15 protein-coding genes and 1 other annotated feature are annotated in these 18,839 nt (G+C 34.5%); of the genes, 5 read left to right on the top strand and 10 right to left on the bottom strand.

The window, feature by feature from the left end; genetic code table 11:
• Positions 1–25 precede the first annotated feature (25 nt).
• Positions 26–1,477: a DEAD/DEAH box helicase gene (locus BR77_RS08690; protein ID WP_015075479.1), complete on the bottom strand. Its 1,452-nt coding sequence runs from the start codon at positions 1,475–1,477 to the stop codon at positions 26–28.
• 196 nt (positions 1,478–1,673) lie between these two features.
• Positions 1,674–1,944: a binding site (T-box leader), on the top strand.
• Between the two features lie 108 nt (positions 1,945–2,052).
• On the opposite strand from BR77_RS08690, the gene BR77_RS08695 reads away from it, so the two are divergent.
• The 3 genes from BR77_RS08695 (at position 2,053) to BR77_RS08705 (ending at position 5,501) form a co-directional block, all read left to right on the top strand.
• Positions 2,053–3,342 carry an O-acetylhomoserine aminocarboxypropyltransferase/cysteine synthase family protein gene (locus BR77_RS08695; protein ID WP_035064621.1) on the top strand — a complete coding sequence of 430 codons (1,290 nt, stop codon included), beginning with the start codon at positions 2,053–2,055 and terminating at the stop codon, positions 3,340–3,342.
• A 141-nt stretch (positions 3,343–3,483) separates the two neighbouring features.
• Positions 3,484–4,296 (top strand): homoserine O-acetyltransferase/O-succinyltransferase family protein, encoded by an 813-nt coding sequence (locus tag BR77_RS08700; RefSeq protein WP_015075476.1) that lies wholly within the window; start codon positions 3,484–3,486, stop codon positions 4,294–4,296.
• A gap of 236 nt (positions 4,297–4,532) precedes the next feature.
• Entirely contained in the window at positions 4,533–5,501 is a 969-nt protein-coding gene (locus BR77_RS08705) for an asparaginase (RefSeq protein ID WP_015075475.1), read from the top strand.
• A 24-nt stretch (positions 5,502–5,525) separates the two neighbouring features.
• On the opposite strand, the gene BR77_RS08710 is transcribed toward BR77_RS08705, so the two are convergent.
• The 4 genes from BR77_RS08710 to BR77_RS08725 all read right to left on the bottom strand — a co-directional run bounded on the left by BR77_RS08710 (position 5,526) and on the right by BR77_RS08725 (position 10,464).
• Positions 5,526–7,031 carry a glycoside hydrolase family 32 protein gene (locus BR77_RS08710; protein ID WP_035064624.1) on the bottom strand — a complete coding sequence of 502 codons (1,506 nt, stop codon included), beginning with the start codon at positions 7,029–7,031 and terminating at the stop codon, positions 5,526–5,528.
• 18 nt (positions 7,032–7,049) lie between these two features.
• A complete protein-coding gene (locus tag BR77_RS08715; RefSeq protein WP_015075472.1) occupies positions 7,050–8,486 on the bottom strand; it encodes a sucrose-specific PTS transporter subunit IIBC in 1,437 nt (478 codons plus the stop codon).
• 208 nt (positions 8,487–8,694) lie between these two features.
• On the bottom strand, positions 8,695–9,672 hold the full coding sequence (locus tag BR77_RS08720; protein ID WP_010050056.1) for a LacI family DNA-binding transcriptional regulator: 978 nt from the start codon (positions 9,670–9,672) through the stop codon (positions 8,695–8,697).
• 42 nt (positions 9,673–9,714) lie between these two features.
• Positions 9,715–10,464: an acyl-[acyl-carrier-protein] thioesterase gene (locus BR77_RS08725; RefSeq protein WP_010050053.1), complete on the bottom strand. Its 750-nt coding sequence runs from the start codon at positions 10,462–10,464 to the stop codon at positions 9,715–9,717.
• 187 nt (positions 10,465–10,651) lie between these two features.
• Here BR77_RS08725 and BR77_RS08730 point away from each other — a divergent pair, with 187 nt between their 5' ends.
• On the top strand, positions 10,652–11,713 hold the full coding sequence (locus BR77_RS08730; RefSeq protein WP_015075469.1) for a GGDEF domain-containing protein: 1,062 nt from the start codon (positions 10,652–10,654) through the stop codon (positions 11,711–11,713).
• A 38-nt stretch (positions 11,714–11,751) separates the two neighbouring features.
• Here BR77_RS08730 and BR77_RS08735 read toward each other — a convergent pair whose 3' ends face one another.
• Positions 11,752–13,398: an alpha-keto acid decarboxylase family protein gene (locus BR77_RS08735; protein WP_015075468.1), complete on the bottom strand. Its 1,647-nt coding sequence runs from the start codon at positions 13,396–13,398 to the stop codon at positions 11,752–11,754.
• A gap of 186 nt (positions 13,399–13,584) precedes the next feature.
• Here BR77_RS08735 and BR77_RS08740 point away from each other — a divergent pair, with 186 nt between their 5' ends.
• Complete coding sequence (locus BR77_RS08740) at positions 13,585–14,037, top strand: MarR family winged helix-turn-helix transcriptional regulator (RefSeq protein WP_010050049.1); 453 nt, start codon at positions 13,585–13,587, stop codon at positions 14,035–14,037.
• A 114-nt stretch (positions 14,038–14,151) separates the two neighbouring features.
• Here the strand turns inward: BR77_RS08740 and BR77_RS08745 are convergent, their stop codons facing one another.
• The 4 genes from BR77_RS08745 to BR77_RS08760 all read right to left on the bottom strand — a co-directional run bounded on the left by BR77_RS08745 (position 14,152) and on the right by BR77_RS08760 (position 18,604).
• On the bottom strand, positions 14,152–14,352 hold the full coding sequence (locus BR77_RS08745) for a cold-shock protein (protein WP_010050206.1): 201 nt from the start codon (positions 14,350–14,352) through the stop codon (positions 14,152–14,154).
• A gap of 221 nt (positions 14,353–14,573) precedes the next feature.
• On the bottom strand, positions 14,574–14,951 hold the full coding sequence (locus BR77_RS08750; protein ID WP_015075465.1) for an OsmC family protein: 378 nt from the start codon (positions 14,949–14,951) through the stop codon (positions 14,574–14,576).
• A gap of 124 nt (positions 14,952–15,075) precedes the next feature.
• Positions 15,076–16,857 carry an ABC transporter ATP-binding protein gene (locus BR77_RS08755; RefSeq protein WP_010050204.1) on the bottom strand — a complete coding sequence of 594 codons (1,782 nt, stop codon included), beginning with the start codon at positions 16,855–16,857 and terminating at the stop codon, positions 15,076–15,078.
• Complete coding sequence (locus tag BR77_RS08760; RefSeq protein ID WP_010050203.1) at positions 16,850–18,604, bottom strand: ABC transporter ATP-binding protein; 1,755 nt, start codon at positions 18,602–18,604, stop codon at positions 16,850–16,852. The genes BR77_RS08755 and BR77_RS08760 overlap by 8 nt, the downstream gene beginning before the upstream one ends.
• Positions 18,605–18,839 lie beyond the last annotated feature (235 nt).

Below are 18,839 nucleotides of genomic sequence, written 5' to 3' on the forward strand. Positions count from 1 at the left end.
CCACACTTTTTTATTTGGATATAACTTATTTGCGACGTGCGATATTTACTTTAAGAGTTTTCCCCTTAACATTTTTCGTTTTCATTGCGTTTAAAACCAAAGGCCCTTTGCCATTTAAAATTTCAACATAACTACCTTGGTCTCCGATTGTAATAATCCCAATATCATCAACCTGAATGCCAGGTATTTTAGAAATTGTCCCAACGAAATCAATCGCCCGAATTTTTTTCTTCTTTCCACCATTAAAATACAGCTTCGTAATATCTTGGCTTAAAACTGTGCCTTTATCTTTTTTTAAACGCGGACGTTCAGCAATTTTCTTTTCAAAGGCTGGTTTATGACGTAAAACAAAACGTGCACTTGGCGCCGTAATTTCGCTAACATCTGAAGCACTGTACCTTTTAATTTCAGCCCAACGCTCTTTTTCATAAGGCTCAACTAAAGTTAAAGCTACGCCGGTTTTTCCAGCTCGACCTGTTCGACCAATTCGGTGAACAAAACTTTCTTTTTCCACAGGTACATCGTAGTTGACTACATGAGTAATGTTATCCACATCAATTCCGCGAGCAGCAACATCCGTAGCCACTAAATAACGGAATTTTCCTTTTCTAAAATCGTCCATTACATCAAAACGATCTTCTTGAATCATACCTCCATGAAGTTTATCCACAGGTAAACCAGCTTTATTTAGGTATTCATAGACATTATTCACTGTTTCTTGACGATTACAGAAAACAATACAACTATCTGGGTTTTCCACTGTTAATAAGTCTAACAAGGTTGGCATTTTTTTATCCCCAGATACCATTAAAAATGATTTTAAAATTTTAGGTTTTGAATCTTCTGTGGTTTCAATCTTAATTGATACTGCTTCGTCCTTCATATAGTGACTGGCTAAACGTTCCACCTCTACTGGCATAGTTGCCGAAAATAGTAAGGTTTGACGCTCTTTTGGTAAGAAGCCAATTATTTCTTCGACTTGGTCAATAAAGCCCATATTTAACATTTCATCTGCTTCATCTAGAATTAAATATTCGAGTTTATCCACAGGAAACGTTCCTTTTTTCAAATGATCTAAAACACGCCCAGGTGTTCCTACAACAATATGACTTTTTTGTTTTAACTCTGATTTTTGACGCTCAAAAGATGCTTTACCAAAAACAGATGTCGCTTTTATACGACGAAAACGTCCAATATTTGCAATATCTTCATTTACTTGCAAAGCCAATTCACGCGTTGGAACTAAAACCAATGCTTGTGGTCGATTTTCTTCCCAAAGGATTTTTTCACATAATGGAATACCAAAACTAGCCGTTTTACCACTCCCAGTCTGTGAAGTTACAATCACATCCATATCTGCCAAAGCCACAGGAATTACTTCCTCTTGAACTTTTGTTGGTTGAAAATAACCTAAACCATTTAAAGCTTTTAGTACATCTTCGCCAATGCCATAATCTGCAAATTCTTTTTTTCCCATAATAACCTCTTCCAGTTCTTTGATTCCTTCATTATAGCATGATAACTGCCTTGATAGTTTGATTTAACTATAAAAATAACAATTTAGTCCTCTTAACCCTTATTATGAGAATTAGATTTAATTTAGATGAGTTTTTTTTCATTTAATTCTTGCATTTTTATTTTTTATCATTTATGATAGGAACAATCAAAGAAAATATAAAACCGTGATGAGAAAAGTAATTAATGGATGAATTCTTAGAGAGCCTTGTTTTGGTGTAAAAAGGCAATTCACAAATTAATGAACATGGCCTCGGAGTTTTAGTGATTGAACGACTAGTTTTGTCTTCAAATCCTACAGGGTTCGCCTGTTATAGCGATAGAGTCTCTTGCTAACTTAAGCACGGTACTTGAAGAGGTTTATTTTGTGAAAAATAAACAAATAAAAGGTGGTAACACGACTCGATATCTATCGAGCTCGTCCTTTATCAATCCCTTAATTGGGATTTGGTAAAGGGCGAGTGCTTTTTTTGCTACTTTTTCTGTCGGAGCTAAACAACTCAACAAACTTTTTATTTCATAAAGGAGGAATTACACATGACAAAAGCAAGACAAGCATACGGAAAAGGAACATTGGCTGTACAAGGGACTTATCAACCAAAGAATGGGGAACCTCGAGTTTTACCACTTTATCAAAGTACAACATTTGCTTATGAACAGGCTGAGGATGTCGCTGCTCTTTTTGATTTATCTGCTGAAGGACATCTATATTCTCGTATCAGTAATCCAACTGTTGCTGTTTTTGAAGAAAAAATTGCTTTACTAGAGGATGGTGTTGCAGCTGTCGCTACTTCTTCTGGCATGGCTGCAATTTTTAACAGCATTCTAAATATCGCTAAAGCTGGTGATAATATCTTAAGCTCCAAAACAATTTATGGTGGAACAACCAATTTATTTGCTGTTACGTTACCAAAATTTGGGATTACTACTCGCTTTTTCGATCAGGATGCGTCTCCTGAAGAGATTATTGCTTTAGCTGATCAGAATACAAAATTAGTTTTTGGTGAAACGATTGCTAATCCGGGCTTAAATGTTTTTGATTTTGAAAAATTTCATTCCATTTGCAAAATACTTGATTTGCCATTAATCATCGATAGTTCTTTAACTGGACCCGCTTTATGTAATCCTTTAAAGCATGGTGCAAATATTGTGGTTCATTCTACAACGAAATACATTGACGGACATGCTACTGCACTGGGAGGAATTGTCATTGATGGTGGGAATTTCAATTGGGATAATGGTAAATTTGACGAGTTAATTTTACCTGATGATAGCTATCACGGTGTACGCTATGTGGCTGATTTTGGGCAAGCAGCTTATGCAACAAAGCTCAGAGTTCAGTTAGTACGCGACTTAGGAAATATTCAAAGTCCTTTCAATGCTTATTTGAGCAATCTTGGTTCTGAAACCTTGGTCTTACGCTCCAAAAAACATTCAGAAAATGCACTAGCAGTTGCTAAGTGGCTTCAAAAACAAAAAGACGTTTCATTTGTTCGCTATCCTGGATTAGAAACAGATTCCCATTATCCATTAGCACAAAAGTACTTGCCAAATGGCGCTAGTGGGATGGTTACATTCGGAATTAAAGGTGGCGCCTCGGCTGCTAAGCAATTTATTAATCACCTTAACTTCATTCAATTAGTCATTCATTGTGCTGATATTCGTACCTCCATTTTACATCCAGAAAGTTCGACTCATCGCCAATTAAATTCGGAACAATTACTTGAAAGTGGAGTAACAGAAGATTTAATTCGATTATCGGTTGGAATTGAAGACACACATGATATTATTCAGGATTTAGCTCAGGCATTTCAGACTGTTCATTAACTAATTAAGGCCAGCCCTTTTGAGTCAACTCCTCGAGAAAAAGATAAAAATTTGAGAGGACAAAAAACGTCCTATCAATTTTTCCTATTTTCTTACCGGAGCTAACCGGCTCAACGAGCTTTTTATTAAGGAGGAATTTATATGAGTTCTAAACCAATTCTTTCCATTGCTATTTTAAACTTAATGCCAACTAAAGAAGCAACAGCTACTCAATTGGCATCCTTATTAAGTCAAAACAACCTATTTAAAGTTGAAATTACTTTGCTTTACCCTAAAACACACTATCAAGCTAAAGCTATTCCCGATGACTTACAAGAAAATTACCTTACTTTTGATGATGTCCGGGACCAACTATTTGATGGCTTTATTATTACTGGTGCTCCCGTTGAACAATTGCCTTTTGAACACGTTGATTACTGGCTTGAATTGAAGACTATTTTTACTTATTTAAAAGCGACTCACACTCACTCTCTCTTTATTTGTTGGGGAGCTCAAGCCGCCTTATATGAGTATTATCAAATACCAAAAATTCACTTACCCACTAAATTAGTCGGCATTTTTCAGCATCGTTTTTGTGTAACTGAACACTGGTTAGCAAATACTACTAAAACTGATTTTCATGCACCTCACTCCCGCAACACAACTGTTGATTCCTGTCTAGTTAGCCAGCATCCTGAATTGATTCCTGTAGCTCAATCCGATGCTGCAGGTCTCTATTTAGCTACAAATTATAATGGCTTAGAAACTTATGTTTTTGGTCATCCTGAATATGCTACAGAAACCTTAGAAAAAGAATACCTACGTGATGTACAAATTTTAACTAAACCAATTTTACCCTTATATTATTTCCCAGGAAATAACCCTTTAAATACGCCTATCAATACTTGGAATGAGCATGGAAAAAATTTGTTTAAAAATTGGATGGAATTCATACGAACTAAGAAACTAAACTAACTAACTATATTTTTTCAAAGTGAGATTCCTTCCTTAATTTGTGATAAAATAGTATCGAGATGATTGAGTATTTAGCCGACTCAACGAACTTTTTATCTAGGCTAGTTCTTTTGAGCTAGTCCTTCGGAAAAAAGACGAATTCCCAAAAAAGTAAATTAACACTTTTCTTGGAATTCCCTATTTTTCTGCCAGGCCTAAACAGCTCAACGAACTTTTTATTATTAGGAGGTACTTTCTTGAAGAATATTTTAGTTTTACACACTGGTGGAACCATCGCAATGAGCGAGGATCAAACAACAGGGAAAGTTGCTCCAAATTCTGAAAATCCTTTATTAACTCAAGGTCATTTATTTGAAAAGGAAGCTCATTTAATTGTTGAAGATATCTTCCAACGTCCTTCTCCACATATGACTCCGACAGAAATGCTACAGTTAAAAAATAGAATTGAACAGGCGGTTCTTTCTGAAGCAATTGATGGTGTCATCATTACTCATGGGACAGATACGTTAGAAGAAACAGCATATTTCCTAGATATTACCTTGGAACAACATATTCCTATCGTTATGACTGGAGCTATGCGTTCTAGCAATGAGATTGGGTCAGATGGCCTTTATAACTTCCAGAGTGCAGTTTGGGTGGCCACCTCTGATGAGGCTAAAGATAAGGGTGTCTTAGTCGTAATGAATGATGAAATTCATACAGCACGCTATGTAACCAAAACTCATACAACCAATGTTGCTACTTTTCGCACACCAACTTTTGGCCCAATTGGCTTGATTGCTAAAAATAAAGTCTTGTTTTTCCAAGAATTAATTGAGGAAGAAAAATTTGATTTAACTTCTGTTGATAAAAACGTTTATTTATTAAAAGCTTATGCAGGAATGGAAAGTACGATTTTTGATGCACTTGATAATCCTACAACTGATGGACTGGTCGTTGAAGCTCTTGGAGCTGGTAATTTACCTCCAGCAACTCTTTCGGGCTTATCAAAACTCGTTGCACGTAATATCCCAATCGTCTTAGTTTCCCGCTGTTTCAACGGTGTTGCACAAGATGTCTATGATTATGAAGGTGGCGGAAAACGTTTGAGAGAGATGGGCGTAATTTTTACTAATGGTTTAACTGGGCCAAAAGCTCGAATTAAATTATTAGTCGCCTTAAATAGTACCAATGAGCATGATGAATTGAAACGCTACTTTTACTAAAAAAAAACGAAAAAGTACGGAGTTTTATTTCTCCGTACTTTTTATATCCATTTTATTTAATTTCCATCCTTCTAATTCATATTCCATTAGGCCTTTTTCAACAAATAACCCAATTCCACTTTGTTGTTTTTCTGGAAATACTCTTGTAGTAAATACAGCTAATCCATCATTCACAAAAATCTCAGCAGATGTTGTATCTACAAATATATGCAGACTAATTTCTTTTTTATTATACTTCATTTGTCGCGATGTTCCGTATTCTGTAGCAAAAGGAATCCCACAATCTTTCCGCTCTACTTTAAATTTCCCTTTATTTAAATCAACTTCTAAATACAACCCTTTATTTGTTATCGGATCTTCAAATAAACAAAGCCCAAATTTTGTTTTTTCTTCCACACGTAGCTTTATTTTCACTTCGTAGCTTGTTCCTAATAGATTTCCTAAATGTACTCTTCCGTATTGTGAGTCTTGGTGTTTTACATGTGCTCCTCTTAGTGCGGTTAGCTCTGTAATTGGTCTTTGAATTAATTGTCCTTCCAGAACGGACAACTCCCGTGGAATCGTTAAGCAGTGTGCCCAACCATCTTGATCACTAGGATACTTAATTTCAGGTAATCCCATCCACGCAATCAAAATACGACGCCCATCAGGTGCAATTGTTGTTTGAGCAGCATAGAAATCAAAACCTAAGTCGAGTTCATGAAATCCATTATGTTCTAGTCGCAATGTTTCATAATTAAATTTTGTCCCCAGAAAATATCCAGTTTGATAGATATTTTGATAGAAATCCCCAGTAGGCTCTATACCCTGTGGAGAAAATAAAAAACAAGGACTACCATCTAATTCAAAAAAATCTGGACATTCCCACATAAAGCCAAAATCTTGGACCTGAGGATTAAACTCACCTAGCAACACCCAATCTGTTAAATTTTCTGATTGATACACAAGTGCAGTCCCAGTATGATTCTTTCTTTCTGCACCGATAATGGCATAATAATACCCCTCGTGTTTCCACATTTTAGGATCTCTAAAATTATCTGTATAACCCTCTGGAATTCCTTCAATGACAGGCTCTTTGATTTTTTTTATTTGTCCACTCTTATCCATAATTGCCATTAATTGGTGCGGTGTCCGGCTCCAGTTCTTAGATCGTGTATTTCCTGTATACATTAAGTGTAACTGGTTTTTGTCAACCAAACCACTTCCTGAGTACGCACCATGAGAATCATACTTAGTGCTAGGACTAATTCCAACACCACAATTTTCCCAGTGAACTAAATCGTCTGAAACAACATGATACCAATACTTTAACCCATGAACAGGACCTAAAGGAAACCATTGATAAAATAAATGCCATTGACCATTAAAGTAACTAAAGCCATTTGGATCATTTAATAAACCTGTTGGTGGTTGAATATGATACGTCTGCCTATAAACTGACTTCTCAACTTGATTAGCCAAATTTACCAAATATTCTGGCGATACTTCTTCAATTTTTCGGTATCTTTCTTTTCGTGTCCATTCCTTCATTTATCTTCTCCTATTTATCTACTCTGATTGATTTATAGTTAATTTGGCTCCACGTATACTAAAAATATACGTTAGGACAAACGTTAAAATTGTTGTCATTATAATCCCTATAATGAAATAAGTCATATAGCCAGGTGTAATGGCGATAATACCTGGTAACCCTGTAGCGCCTAAAGCAACTGCCTTAACTTTAAAGAAAGTTACATATGCACTACCAACAGCAGAACCGATCATAGCTGCATAAAAGGGATACCTTAATTTCAAATTCACACCAAACATAGCAGGTTCTGTAATGCCTAGATACGCTGAAATAGAGGAAGCTGTTGCCAAACTTTTTGTTTTACTATTTTTAGTAATAAAGATCATTGCTAAACAGGCTGCCCCTTGCGCTACATTTGACATGGATGCTATTGGAAAGATAAATGTTCCGCCAGTTTTTGCAATATCAGCTAATAATTGTGTTTCTACTGCAATAAAACTATGATGCATTCCAGTAATCACAAGCGGTGCATAAAATAGCCCGATGATTCCGCCTCCAATAAAACCTGTTGAATCATATAACCAGACTAATCCATTAGTTAGCATATCTCCAGCTGTTCGAGTAATTGGACCCACAATTGTAAAAGTTAAAAAGGCTGTTATAAATAAAGTGAATAATGGCGTTAGTAAATTATCTAAAACTGTTGGAATTACTTTATGACATAATTTTTCTATTTTTGCCAAAATATACGTTGCAACTAAAATCGGGAGGACTGTATTTTGATAGCCCACTTGAGCAATGTGTAATCCAAATACATTCCAATAAGGGACACTATTTTCTGCTACCGCTTGTGGATAACTAAAAGCTGTTAATAAATCGGGATGTACCATTAACATTCCTAGCACTGCTCCTAAATAAGCATTTCCGCCAAACTTCTGAGCTGCAGAAAAACCAATTAAAACGGGCAAAAAGACATAGGCCGCATTGGAAAATGTATTAATCATACTAGCTAAACCTGCCATTTGTGGATAAGCTCCAATTAAAGAGTTGCCACTGATAAATAAATCTTCAGCTGTAAGTACATTATTGATTCCCATCATTAATCCACAAGCAACAATCGCTGGAATAATTGGAATAAAAATATCTGATAACACTTTAACAAATTGTTGGATTGGGTTTAATTTTTTTGTTCCTAAGTTTTTTACGTCTTGAGTAGACATTGACTCAATATTCGCTAGCTGCACAAACTCCTTATAAACTTCGTCCACAACTCCACTGCCTAAAATAATTTGATACTGGCCACCTGTGGAAAAAGTCCCTTTAACACTAGCGTTATTCTCAATTTCTATCTGATTTATTTTTGTTTCGTCCTGTAACACTAAACGTAATCTGGTAGCACAATGGGTTGCTGCTACAATATTTTCTTTTCCACCTAGATTAACTAAAAGATCTTGCGCAATTTCTTTATAATTCACTTTAAATACCTCCTTTTAATTTTAAAGGAACCGGTTCCTTTTCGTTCTAAAAATTTTTTAACCTAACCAAATCAACGTTGGATTTGGAACCGGTTTCTATTTTTAGAATAAATGATTTCGTTTACATTGTCAAGAATTTTTTTCTTCTTAATTGTTTCAACCCAAAATAGACTAATTAGGAGGCCCCGCCTAATTAGCCTATTTTGGATTATTTAAGTCTTTTTGTTGATTCACGTTCAACTAATTGATTATCTAATTTAATGATTTCTGGAATCTTTTCCCCTTCAATAAGTTGATAAAGATTTTCTGCAGCTATTACACCTGATTGATAGTACGGAAATTTAATCGTTGTAATCATTGGGAAAACCGCTGTCGTTACATCATAATCTCCGAAACCAGATAACGAAAATTGATCTGGTATGACCATTTTCAATTCATGTGCCGCTTTTAAAACACCTAGTGCAATATTATCTGTTGCGCATATTACATAGCTAGATTCCATCTTAGGAAGAATTTGTAACGCTTTTTGGTATGCGGCCTCAATTGCAAAGGTTGTTTCAATAATCTTTATTTTCCCATTAGGTTTAATCCCATCTAAGATCCCTTGCTTACGTTTTTGTCCAACAGCAATATCATCTTCAAATACCCCAAAATAGGTAAAAATCCGGTGACCTAAACTAACTGCGTATTTCCCTAGCATATAACCTGCTTGATAATCATCATGAACAATACTGTGATACCCATCAGCTTGTTGACCTAAGATAATGACTGGAACTTTGCTAGAATCAATCGCTTTGCGGTGCTCATCTGTAATAACTGTTGCAAATAAAATTATTCCCGCTACTTTTTGCTTTGCGTAAGCATAAATAGCTTCAATTTCCCTTTGGATATCTTGATTGCTATTTGTAATCAACAACTGATAATCTACAGCACGTAATTGTTCATCAATCCCTTTTAAGCCTTGGGTCGTAGCATAGGAATCTAAACGAGGAACAATAGTTCCTATCATGGCAGTATTCTTAGCTTTGAGGCTTTGAGCAAATGTATTTGGTTTATACCCAGTCTCTGCTACAATTTTATCAATCTTAGCCTTTGTTTTTGCACTAACAGATCCACCATTCAAATAACGGGAAACTGTACTCTTAGCTACCCCAGCCAATCGTGCAATATCATTTATTGTAACCATTGATTGTCAGCACCTTTTATATTTTTAGAAAAAACCCACTACTTAAAGAGGAAGCCAAGTCATACTCGCCTCACATGACGGAATTCCATCATTATTAATTTGATGAGCAGTCAAAATCCGACCATCTTCTTGTACTTTTTGACTCACTTCACATTGAACCCAATTTCCATAAGACACTTCTTTTTCATATTTAACATTAATACTTTTTAGCTCATGATTTTTAATAAACTCAAGCCCCAGTGAATCTAAGAACCAATCTAAATACTTCGCATTATTAACGTGCTGATTCGCATCAATATCTAAATATCGTACGCGATAATCAATTGTTTTAGCCGCTTCTTGATCTACAATTTCTGGCTTCGGCGTGCGAACCAATTTTTTCGTTGCTTCTACCTCATAAGGGGCAACTAATTCGTCTACAATTCGAACCATTTTTCGTTTATTAAAATCCATCATAGCAAAGGTACAATGAGTTGTTACACATAACTCTCCCGCTTCATCATAAACTTTAAATTCACGATAGGTAAAAAACTTATTGTAAGATTGAGGCTGAGTGACCACAGTAATTTCTTCATTAGCCTTTGGCAAACGCTCTACATTAATCTCTGTCTGCAAAATAATCCAGGATAAACCATGTTGCGCAACCACGTCATCACCAACATTTAACAGTTTACCTTGTTTTCCTGAAACATAGAGCATAATATTTAATAGCATTGGTACACTAATTTTTTTAGTCGCATCACACTCGTAATACTTAATTCTATGTTTTTGTTCGTAAATTAAACCACTCATACTAGTAACCTCTTTTCATAATTTTAAGCTCTCTTAAGAGTATCACAATTCTGACGAAAAAGAGCCTTTTACTCTCTAATTTAATACTTTTTTTAGTTCCTTTTAAAATAAGTTCCATCCAAGCTTTAAATAACTACCATCGTTATGTTACTATTAAATCATTGTTAATCAATTAAGGAGGATCTACATGTTACAAATGGTTAAAGAAGTCCTTGCCAATCTCTCCATCTTAATCAGCAGCGCGTACTTATTATCTAAAATTTCAAAAACTCTTTTAACTCATCAATCACCTTTGATACATAAATTAGTTATGGGACTTGGGAGTGGGATTACAGGAATCATTCTAATGAATTTTTCAATCTCTTACCAAGATAGTTTCTTAATTGATATCCGTTTAGTTCCACTTGTAATGGCTAGTTTTTCATACGGTGGCGTAACACCCCTGATTGCTGGAGTTATTATTGGAATCTCACGTCTTTTTTATGGACTTTCACCACCGATTATTGGAATCTGTCTCACTTACTGTTTAATCGGGTTAAGCCAATATTTTATTAGCTCCTGGGTACAGGATAAAAAAGTTTATTTACGTCTCACATTTATTTTTACTAGTAGCATTGTTTTAGTTATCCTTAATTTTCTTATTCACTCACCTTACCAGAATAATACTCCGATTACCCTAGTCTTTATTATATACAATTTATTAGGAATGCTTATTAGTTATCAATTTTCAAAAGATATCGAAACAGAGAAAGAAGCCTTTTTGCATTATGAATCTGTTTCAAAATATGATTATTTAACTAGTGTATTCAATCGCTACTCATTTGATAAAGATTTAACTGCTCTTTTTAAACAAGAAAAATTAGTTACGATATTTCTTTTAGACATTAATAATTTTAAACATTTTAATGATACTTATGGACATGACATTGGCGATCTTATCTTAAAAAAAGTATCTAGTTCTTTACTTAACGCTTCCTTTCCTCAACATAAAGTTTATCGCATTGGCGGAGATGAATTTGTACTTGTTATCCCATCAGCACTTTCAAATAAAGCTACCATAGAAACAAAAGCTAAAATTAAGCAGCAAATTAGCCAACTAACTATCCAATTAGATAATCAATTTGTTCTTCGAATTTCAACTTCAATTGGTAGCAGTTCATCGAAACCCTCACAAACTATCGATGAGCTTTATCGCCAAGCCGATATTGAACTCTATATAGATAAAAAATCAAAAAGCACCTCGTCATAAATGCGAGCTACTTTTTGATTTTTTAATAGTTTATCCAATTATGAATTTTGTTTAGCAAAGACTTTCCCTAACTGAACTAATAAATCAGGTGAATCTTGTTTTCCCATAACAACTTCAATCCATTGTAATCGAGTTGTATCTTGACGAGCTTGGCTCATAGCTGCCACTAATTCTTCTTCAGTAGTGACTTTATAGGTCGCAACATTTCCTTTATTTCCACCAAATACATAAGGTAAATTTTGATAATCCCACATAGGAATATCATTATAAAGCTCATTAGGACCATGAATTTCTCGTTCAACTGTATAACCATCATTATTGATTACAAATACAATTGGAGTTAATTTTTCTCTAAATGTCATACCTAACTCTTGAATTGTCAGTTGCAAGGAACCATCCCCAATAAACAATAAATGACGACTTGCAGGATTGGCAATTTGGCTACCTAACATAGCAGGGAAAGTATATCCTATCGATCCCCACAATGGTTGACCAATAAATTTCATTTTAGATTTTAAAGGAACTAATGATGCTCCAAAAAAAGAGGTTCCTTGTTCTGCAACTAAAGTATCCCCATTGCTTAAATATTTTTCGACGAATTTCCAAAAATTATTTTGAGTTAAATTTGAAGCTTTTGCTTCTATATCCGCTACTCTTTCAACTTGCTTAATTTCACCTGTATAACCTAGATAATTCAAAGAATTTAACCCATTCACAAATTGAGCAAAGGCAACAGGCTTCATTATTTCACCATAAAAAGAAACTTCATCGCTGCCCACAGAAATCACTTGTCTATCTTCAAAATCATAGCTAAAACCAGCTGTAGCTGAATCTGTTAATTTCGCTCCTATAATTAAAATTAAATCGGCTTTTTCAACGCGTTCTTTAATGCTTTCAGCCGTAGGTGCACCTGTATAAACGCCAATGAAATGCGCATCTTCTTCATCAAAACCACCTTTGCCAAAAGGCAAAACAGTCACAGGTAAATTAAATTTTTTGACAAAATCGGCCAATGCGCTCTCTAGATGAAAACTTGCAATTTCATTTCCAATTAAAACTACTGGATTTTTAGAATCTTGTAACGCTTTTTCAATTTTATTTAAGACTAAAGTTGTTTCCTCTTCCACTTTTTTGGATTCTTCCATTAAAGGTTTAAGTGGTTTTTCAGCTACTACCTCAGCTACATCAATTGCTAAATTAATATAAACTGGGCATCTTTCAGTAACTGCAATCCGCAAAACTCGATCAATTTCAGCTAGGGCATTATCAGCTGTTAAGTGAGCAATCGCTCCATTAATTTCTGTCTGCATTTTTTCAAAGTGATCAAAACGACCATCCCCTAAGGTATGATGAACTAATTTATGACTATTTTGAACAGCCGTTGTAGGAGTTCCAACAATTTGAACTACAGGAACTTTTTCAGCATAACTCCCTGCTGTTCCATTAGCTGCACTTAATTCGCCAACTCCAAATGTTGTCACTAACGCTGCTATTCCTTTTGTTCGAGCGTATCCATCTGCTGCATAAGCCGCATTTAGCTCATTGGCATTTCCGATCCAATTAAGTTCTTTATGAGTCATTACATGATCTAAAAATTTCAAATTATAATCCCCAGGAACTCCAAAAATATCTCTAATTCCTAATTCAGTCAATCGGTCTAACAAATAATTTCCAACAGTGTACATAAAAATCCTCCTACTACTAATTTTGTATCCTTGAAACTCACTTTATCTGCTTTACGTTTTGTAGTATAAACCTCTCAAGAAAATAAGTCAACAAGATTGACCTATTTATTTTTTTATAACAATAATTGTGCTATACTAACATCATGAATAATCGGTTTTACTTTTAAAGCCATAGGGGGAATTTCAATGGAGCAAGAAGATATTAATTTTGATAAAAATTTGGCACTTTTTTATTTTGCCTATCGAGCATTTAGTAAAACTTCTGATGAATTAGTCGGAAAATACGGCATTACAAAAGTACACCGTCGAATTTTATTTTTTGTTCATCGTTTTCCAGGATTAACAATTAAAGAGCTTTTAATTGTATTAGATATATCCAAACAAGCATTGAATCGTCCAATGCAAGAACTAACCGAATTAGGATGGATTGAGAAAAAATCTCATGAAACCGATAAACGCAGCAAAAAAATTTACCTTACTGAATCTGGATTAGCTATTGATCAGCAAATTAGCCAAGCTCAGAATGACAAGATGAAATTATTATTTAAGGAATCTGGTGACCCATTAGGAACAAACTGGACAAAAGTCATGACACTTTATGCAAAAGAGACAGGCATTCCTTTAATTGATCAAATTTAATAAAAAAAGCTTCACACCCATTTTTACAAAAGGTGTGAAGCTTTTTAGTTCAATTCAAATAAAAAAAACTTAGACATTTCTGTCTAAGTTTTGAATAAACATAATTAATTAAAATTAAGCTTTAGTTACGTTTACAGCTTGTGGTCCACGGTTGCCTTCTTCAGTATCAAACTCAACAGCTTGACCTTCGTCTAAAGATTTGAATCCGTCTCCTTGGATAGCTGAAAAGTGTACGAATACGTCTCCGCCGTCTTCACTTTCAATAAAACCGAATCCTTTTTCTGCGTTAAACCATTTTACGTTACCTTTTGTCATAATATGTTTCCTCCTTGTGATGTTGCTAAATTTTTTATAGTTCTTGAATGGCACTTGGAAGAAGTTCATAAAACAACAAAAACCAAAATAATCCGATACAAAAATCAATAAACTAACTATAACATGGATTTCTTAAATATGCAAACAATACTCTACTATTCTTTCATTATTTTACAAATTCTTTTTAAAATCGACTAAATAACTCATTTATTGTCTTTTTTTTAACTAAAAACTAAAATTTCTTCAACAACAACAGAATCAGACAAGGATTGGATGACTGTGCAATGTTTGGCGATTAATTTCAAACCGCGAGTTGCTCGCTCTCTTGCTCCTTCATCAATCGTCACCTTAAATTGAATATTTATTTTTGTCACTGGATGAACAGTTCCTTCTGATGCAGTTTCATAATCAAATTCAACTCCATGAAGTTGGTACGCAATATTGGAATTTTCTAAAACACTTTGATACACATATGTGCTGCATGCTGCCACACTTGCTACCATTGTTTGGACTGGTGAAAACCCCACTTCTTTCTTTAGTACCCAATTCCCATTTCTATGCACTAACTCGAGACCATTCTCATCTTCAATTAATTCCAACTTTTCCAACCCCTTTCTCTCTATCTTTAGTTTACTTATTTTTATTAAATTAGCAACTTAGAATGCTCTAGATAACAAAAAGGCTAGCGTAAAATCTGGTCTGCTAGCCTTTTTGCGCATGTATCTATATTTCTTTTAATAAATCAAATTGAGATTGGTATAACTGATAATAATAGCCTTTCTCTGCCATTAATTCATCATGACTACCTGCCTCTTGAACCGTTCCTTGATCAATATAAAAGATTCTTGAGCTATTTTTAATGGTAGATAAGCGATGGGCAATAATAAATGAAGTTCGGCCTTCTAGCAACTTATCTAAACCATCCTGTAACAATGTCTCTGTTTTTGTATCAATACTTGAAGTCGCTTCATCTAAAATTAATATTTTGGGATCAGCTAACAAAGCTCGTGCAAAAGAAATTAATTGTCTTTGTCCTGCAGACAATGTACTACCACGTTCTTTTACAGCCGTGTGGTATCCTTCTTTTAAATCAACAATAAAATCATGAGCCCGAACAACCTTGGCAGCGGCAATCACTTCTTCTTCGGTTGCATCTAATTTTCCATAACGAATATTGTCTAGAATAGTTCCTGAAAAAATAAATGTGTCTTGTAGCATAACACCCATTTGTTTCCTCAAAGAATGTAATGTCACTCGTCTGATATCCACACCATCAATTAAAATTTCGCCTTCGTTGATATCATAAAAGCGGCTTAACAAATTAATGACGGTCGTCTTACCAGCTCCAGTCGGCCCAACTAAAGCAATTGACTCACCCGGTAAAACATGAAATGAAATATCTTTTAAAATATCTTTGCCTTCTTCATATCTGAAGGTTACATGACGAAAACGGACGTCACCCTTAATTGGGGGCAATTCAAATGCGTCTGGTGCATCTTTAATATCTGGTTCTACATCCAATGTTTCAAAAATTCTTTCTAAATAGGCTGTTGCTGTAATTAATGAATTATAAAAATTCCCAATATTAATGACTGGATTCCAAAAATTATTTACATAACCTATGAAAGCGATTAATGTACCGGTTGAAACCTCGACACCTAAGCCTCGGATTCCCACGAAATAAATTAGACAGGTCGTAATCACAGCGATATTTTGAACACCCGGCCATAAAAGAAATTGAACTTTTACAGCATGCATCCAAGAAGAGCGATATTCATTGCTAACCTCTGAAAAAATTTTGTAATTCTCATCTTCCCTAGAAAATGATTGTGTTACTTTAATTCCAGCAATACTTTCATGAATATACGCATTTAGATTCGATTGCTTGTTGCTTAAAACTTGATAGGCTTTTCGTTGTTTATTTTTAATGATCATTACAAAAATGAATAAAACTGGTAACAAAGCCAAGCTATACAGCGTTAATTTAAAGTCAATCGCAAACATAAAAATCAACGTAATGACCACACTAATCACATCTGAAATTAAATTAATTAATCCATTTGAAAGCAAATCACTTAATGTGTTAATATAATTCACTACTCGGATCAAGATTTTCCCATGTGGTCGGCTGTCAAAATAAGAGAATGGCAATTTTTGTAAATGTTCAAAAATATCTGAACGCATATCTTTAAGCATATCTTGACCGATTAACGTAATGGATTGGATTCGATACCGCATACACCAACCAGTTACAAATACTGAGACTATAAAAGCAACAGCTAACCAACCTAACAATGTCATATTTTTATTTGGAATTACATCATCAATAACTAATTTAGTAAAATAAGGTCCTAGCATTGTCGCAATATTTGCAATTAAAATGACAAACAATGTAGTTAGCATTGGTTTTTTATAAGGTTTTACATATTGAAATAAGCGTTGATAGTGTTCTTTATTAAACTCTTGTTCTAATTCTTCATCGACATCAAATTTATTTCTAGCCATTTGGTTCCACCTCCGTTACATCAAAGTTTCCAAGTTGTTTATTATACACTTCATAATAGTAGCCCTTATATGCCAAGAGCGATTCATGAGTTCCTCGTTCTACAATTTTCCCATGATCCATAATCAAAATTTCATCTGCATCCTTAACAGAAGATACTCGATGTGCAATAATAAATGTTGTTTTGTCGACAGTAATCTGATCTAGTTCTCCTTGAATCTTTGTCTCCGTCTCCATATCAACAGCTGAAGTTGTATCATCTAAAATTAAAATAGCCGGATTTTTCATTAAAGCTCTGGCTAAAGAAATTCTTTGCTTCTGTCCGCCAGATAATCCGACACCACGTTCACCAACAACCGTCTCATACCCGTCAGGCATCTTCTCGATAAAATGGTTAGCATCTGCTATGCGAGCCATACGCTCGATTTCTTGGCTATCTGCGCCTGGTACACCAAATGAAATATTTTCTTCAATCGTATCCGAAAATAAGAATATATCTTGCATTACGATCGCAATATGGTCACGTAGTTCACGTACATGCCATTTCTTTGCATCAACGCCATCAATTAAAACAGTTCCAGAGGTAGGATCATAGAAACGTGCAATCAAATTAACTAACGTCGATTTTCCTGAACCTGTTTCGCCTAGAATACCAATCGTTTGACCAGGTTCAGCTTTCAAAGAAATATGACTTAGGACTTCTGTTTCTGGGTCATCATCAAAATGAAAGGACACATCATCAAATTCAACATAGCCTTTTAAAGCTGTTGCAGGTTTTTCAGAGACAATTGGAATCCGAGATTTAGAACCTAGCATTTCACGAATTTTAAAGGAGGATGCGATAAATCGTTGGACATCATTAATTAACCAACCACTCATGCGCATTGGCATATTTAACATCCACAAAAAACCATTAAATGCGACTAAATCCCCTAACGTCATTTGACCAATAATAACAAAGTAGCCACCTAAAACTAAAGTAATTATTGTCAAACTGCTTGCTAATGAATCTAAAATTGGTAAATACTGTTTTGATACTTCTGCTGAATCAATATTTCGTTGCTTAAAATCATCATTATGGTGATTAAATTTTTCAATTTCAAATTCTTCTCTTGTAAATGCTTTAACAACACGATTCCCACTTATATTTTCTTCCACCATTGAATTCAAGCGTGAAAAACTTTCTCTGATTTCATAGAAAATAGGTTGTGCTTTTTGAGACATTCTCATTGTTAAAAAACCAATTAAAGGAGTAATTGCAACTAAAGCTAACATAAGGCGCCAGTCAATTCTAGCCATCACTACAACGGCACAAATAAATAATAGTAAATTTTCTAAAATATTGTAAAATACCCATGAAACAAAATGACGAATCGCATCCGTATCGCCAGTCATTCGCGCCATAATATCTCCAACACGCGTCTGATTAAAAAAATTAAAATCTAGTTCTTGCAATTTCATATACAAATCTTCACGAATTTGAAATAGTGAATTTTGTCCAATCCTTTCAAATAAAATCTGATAGCTATAACGTAATACTGTTCGAATAAATGTGACACCAATCATGGCACCTAATAATGGCAGTAATAATTCTGATTTCCCTTGATCTATGACTTCGTCCACTATCCTTCCACCCAAAAGTGGATACACAATACTTAAAATTGAGGTAATCAATACTAAGGTAGTTGCGAGTATTGTCTTCCATCGATAGACCTTAGCATATTGCCAAACCCATTTAATGCTTCCCATATAAATTCCTCCTAATTATAATATGTTGAACTCGCAGTTTTTACCATGGCAGAAAAATGTCTCTTTACTTTTTTGGAAAATTGTCTTTTTCTAGAATGGCTTGCGAGTGAAACTAGCCTAAAATCTAACCTTTCATATTCGTTATTATTGTTATAGATTACTGGATATAGTTCAAAAAAAGAATGGTCATTTTTATTAATTAAGATGGATAAACTTGTTTATTCTTGCCTAAAAT

It is taken from the genome of Carnobacterium maltaromaticum DSM 20342 (genome assembly GCF_000744945.1).
In the GTDB taxonomy this organism is placed as follows: Bacteria; Bacillota; Bacilli; order Lactobacillales; family Carnobacteriaceae; genus Carnobacterium; species Carnobacterium maltaromaticum.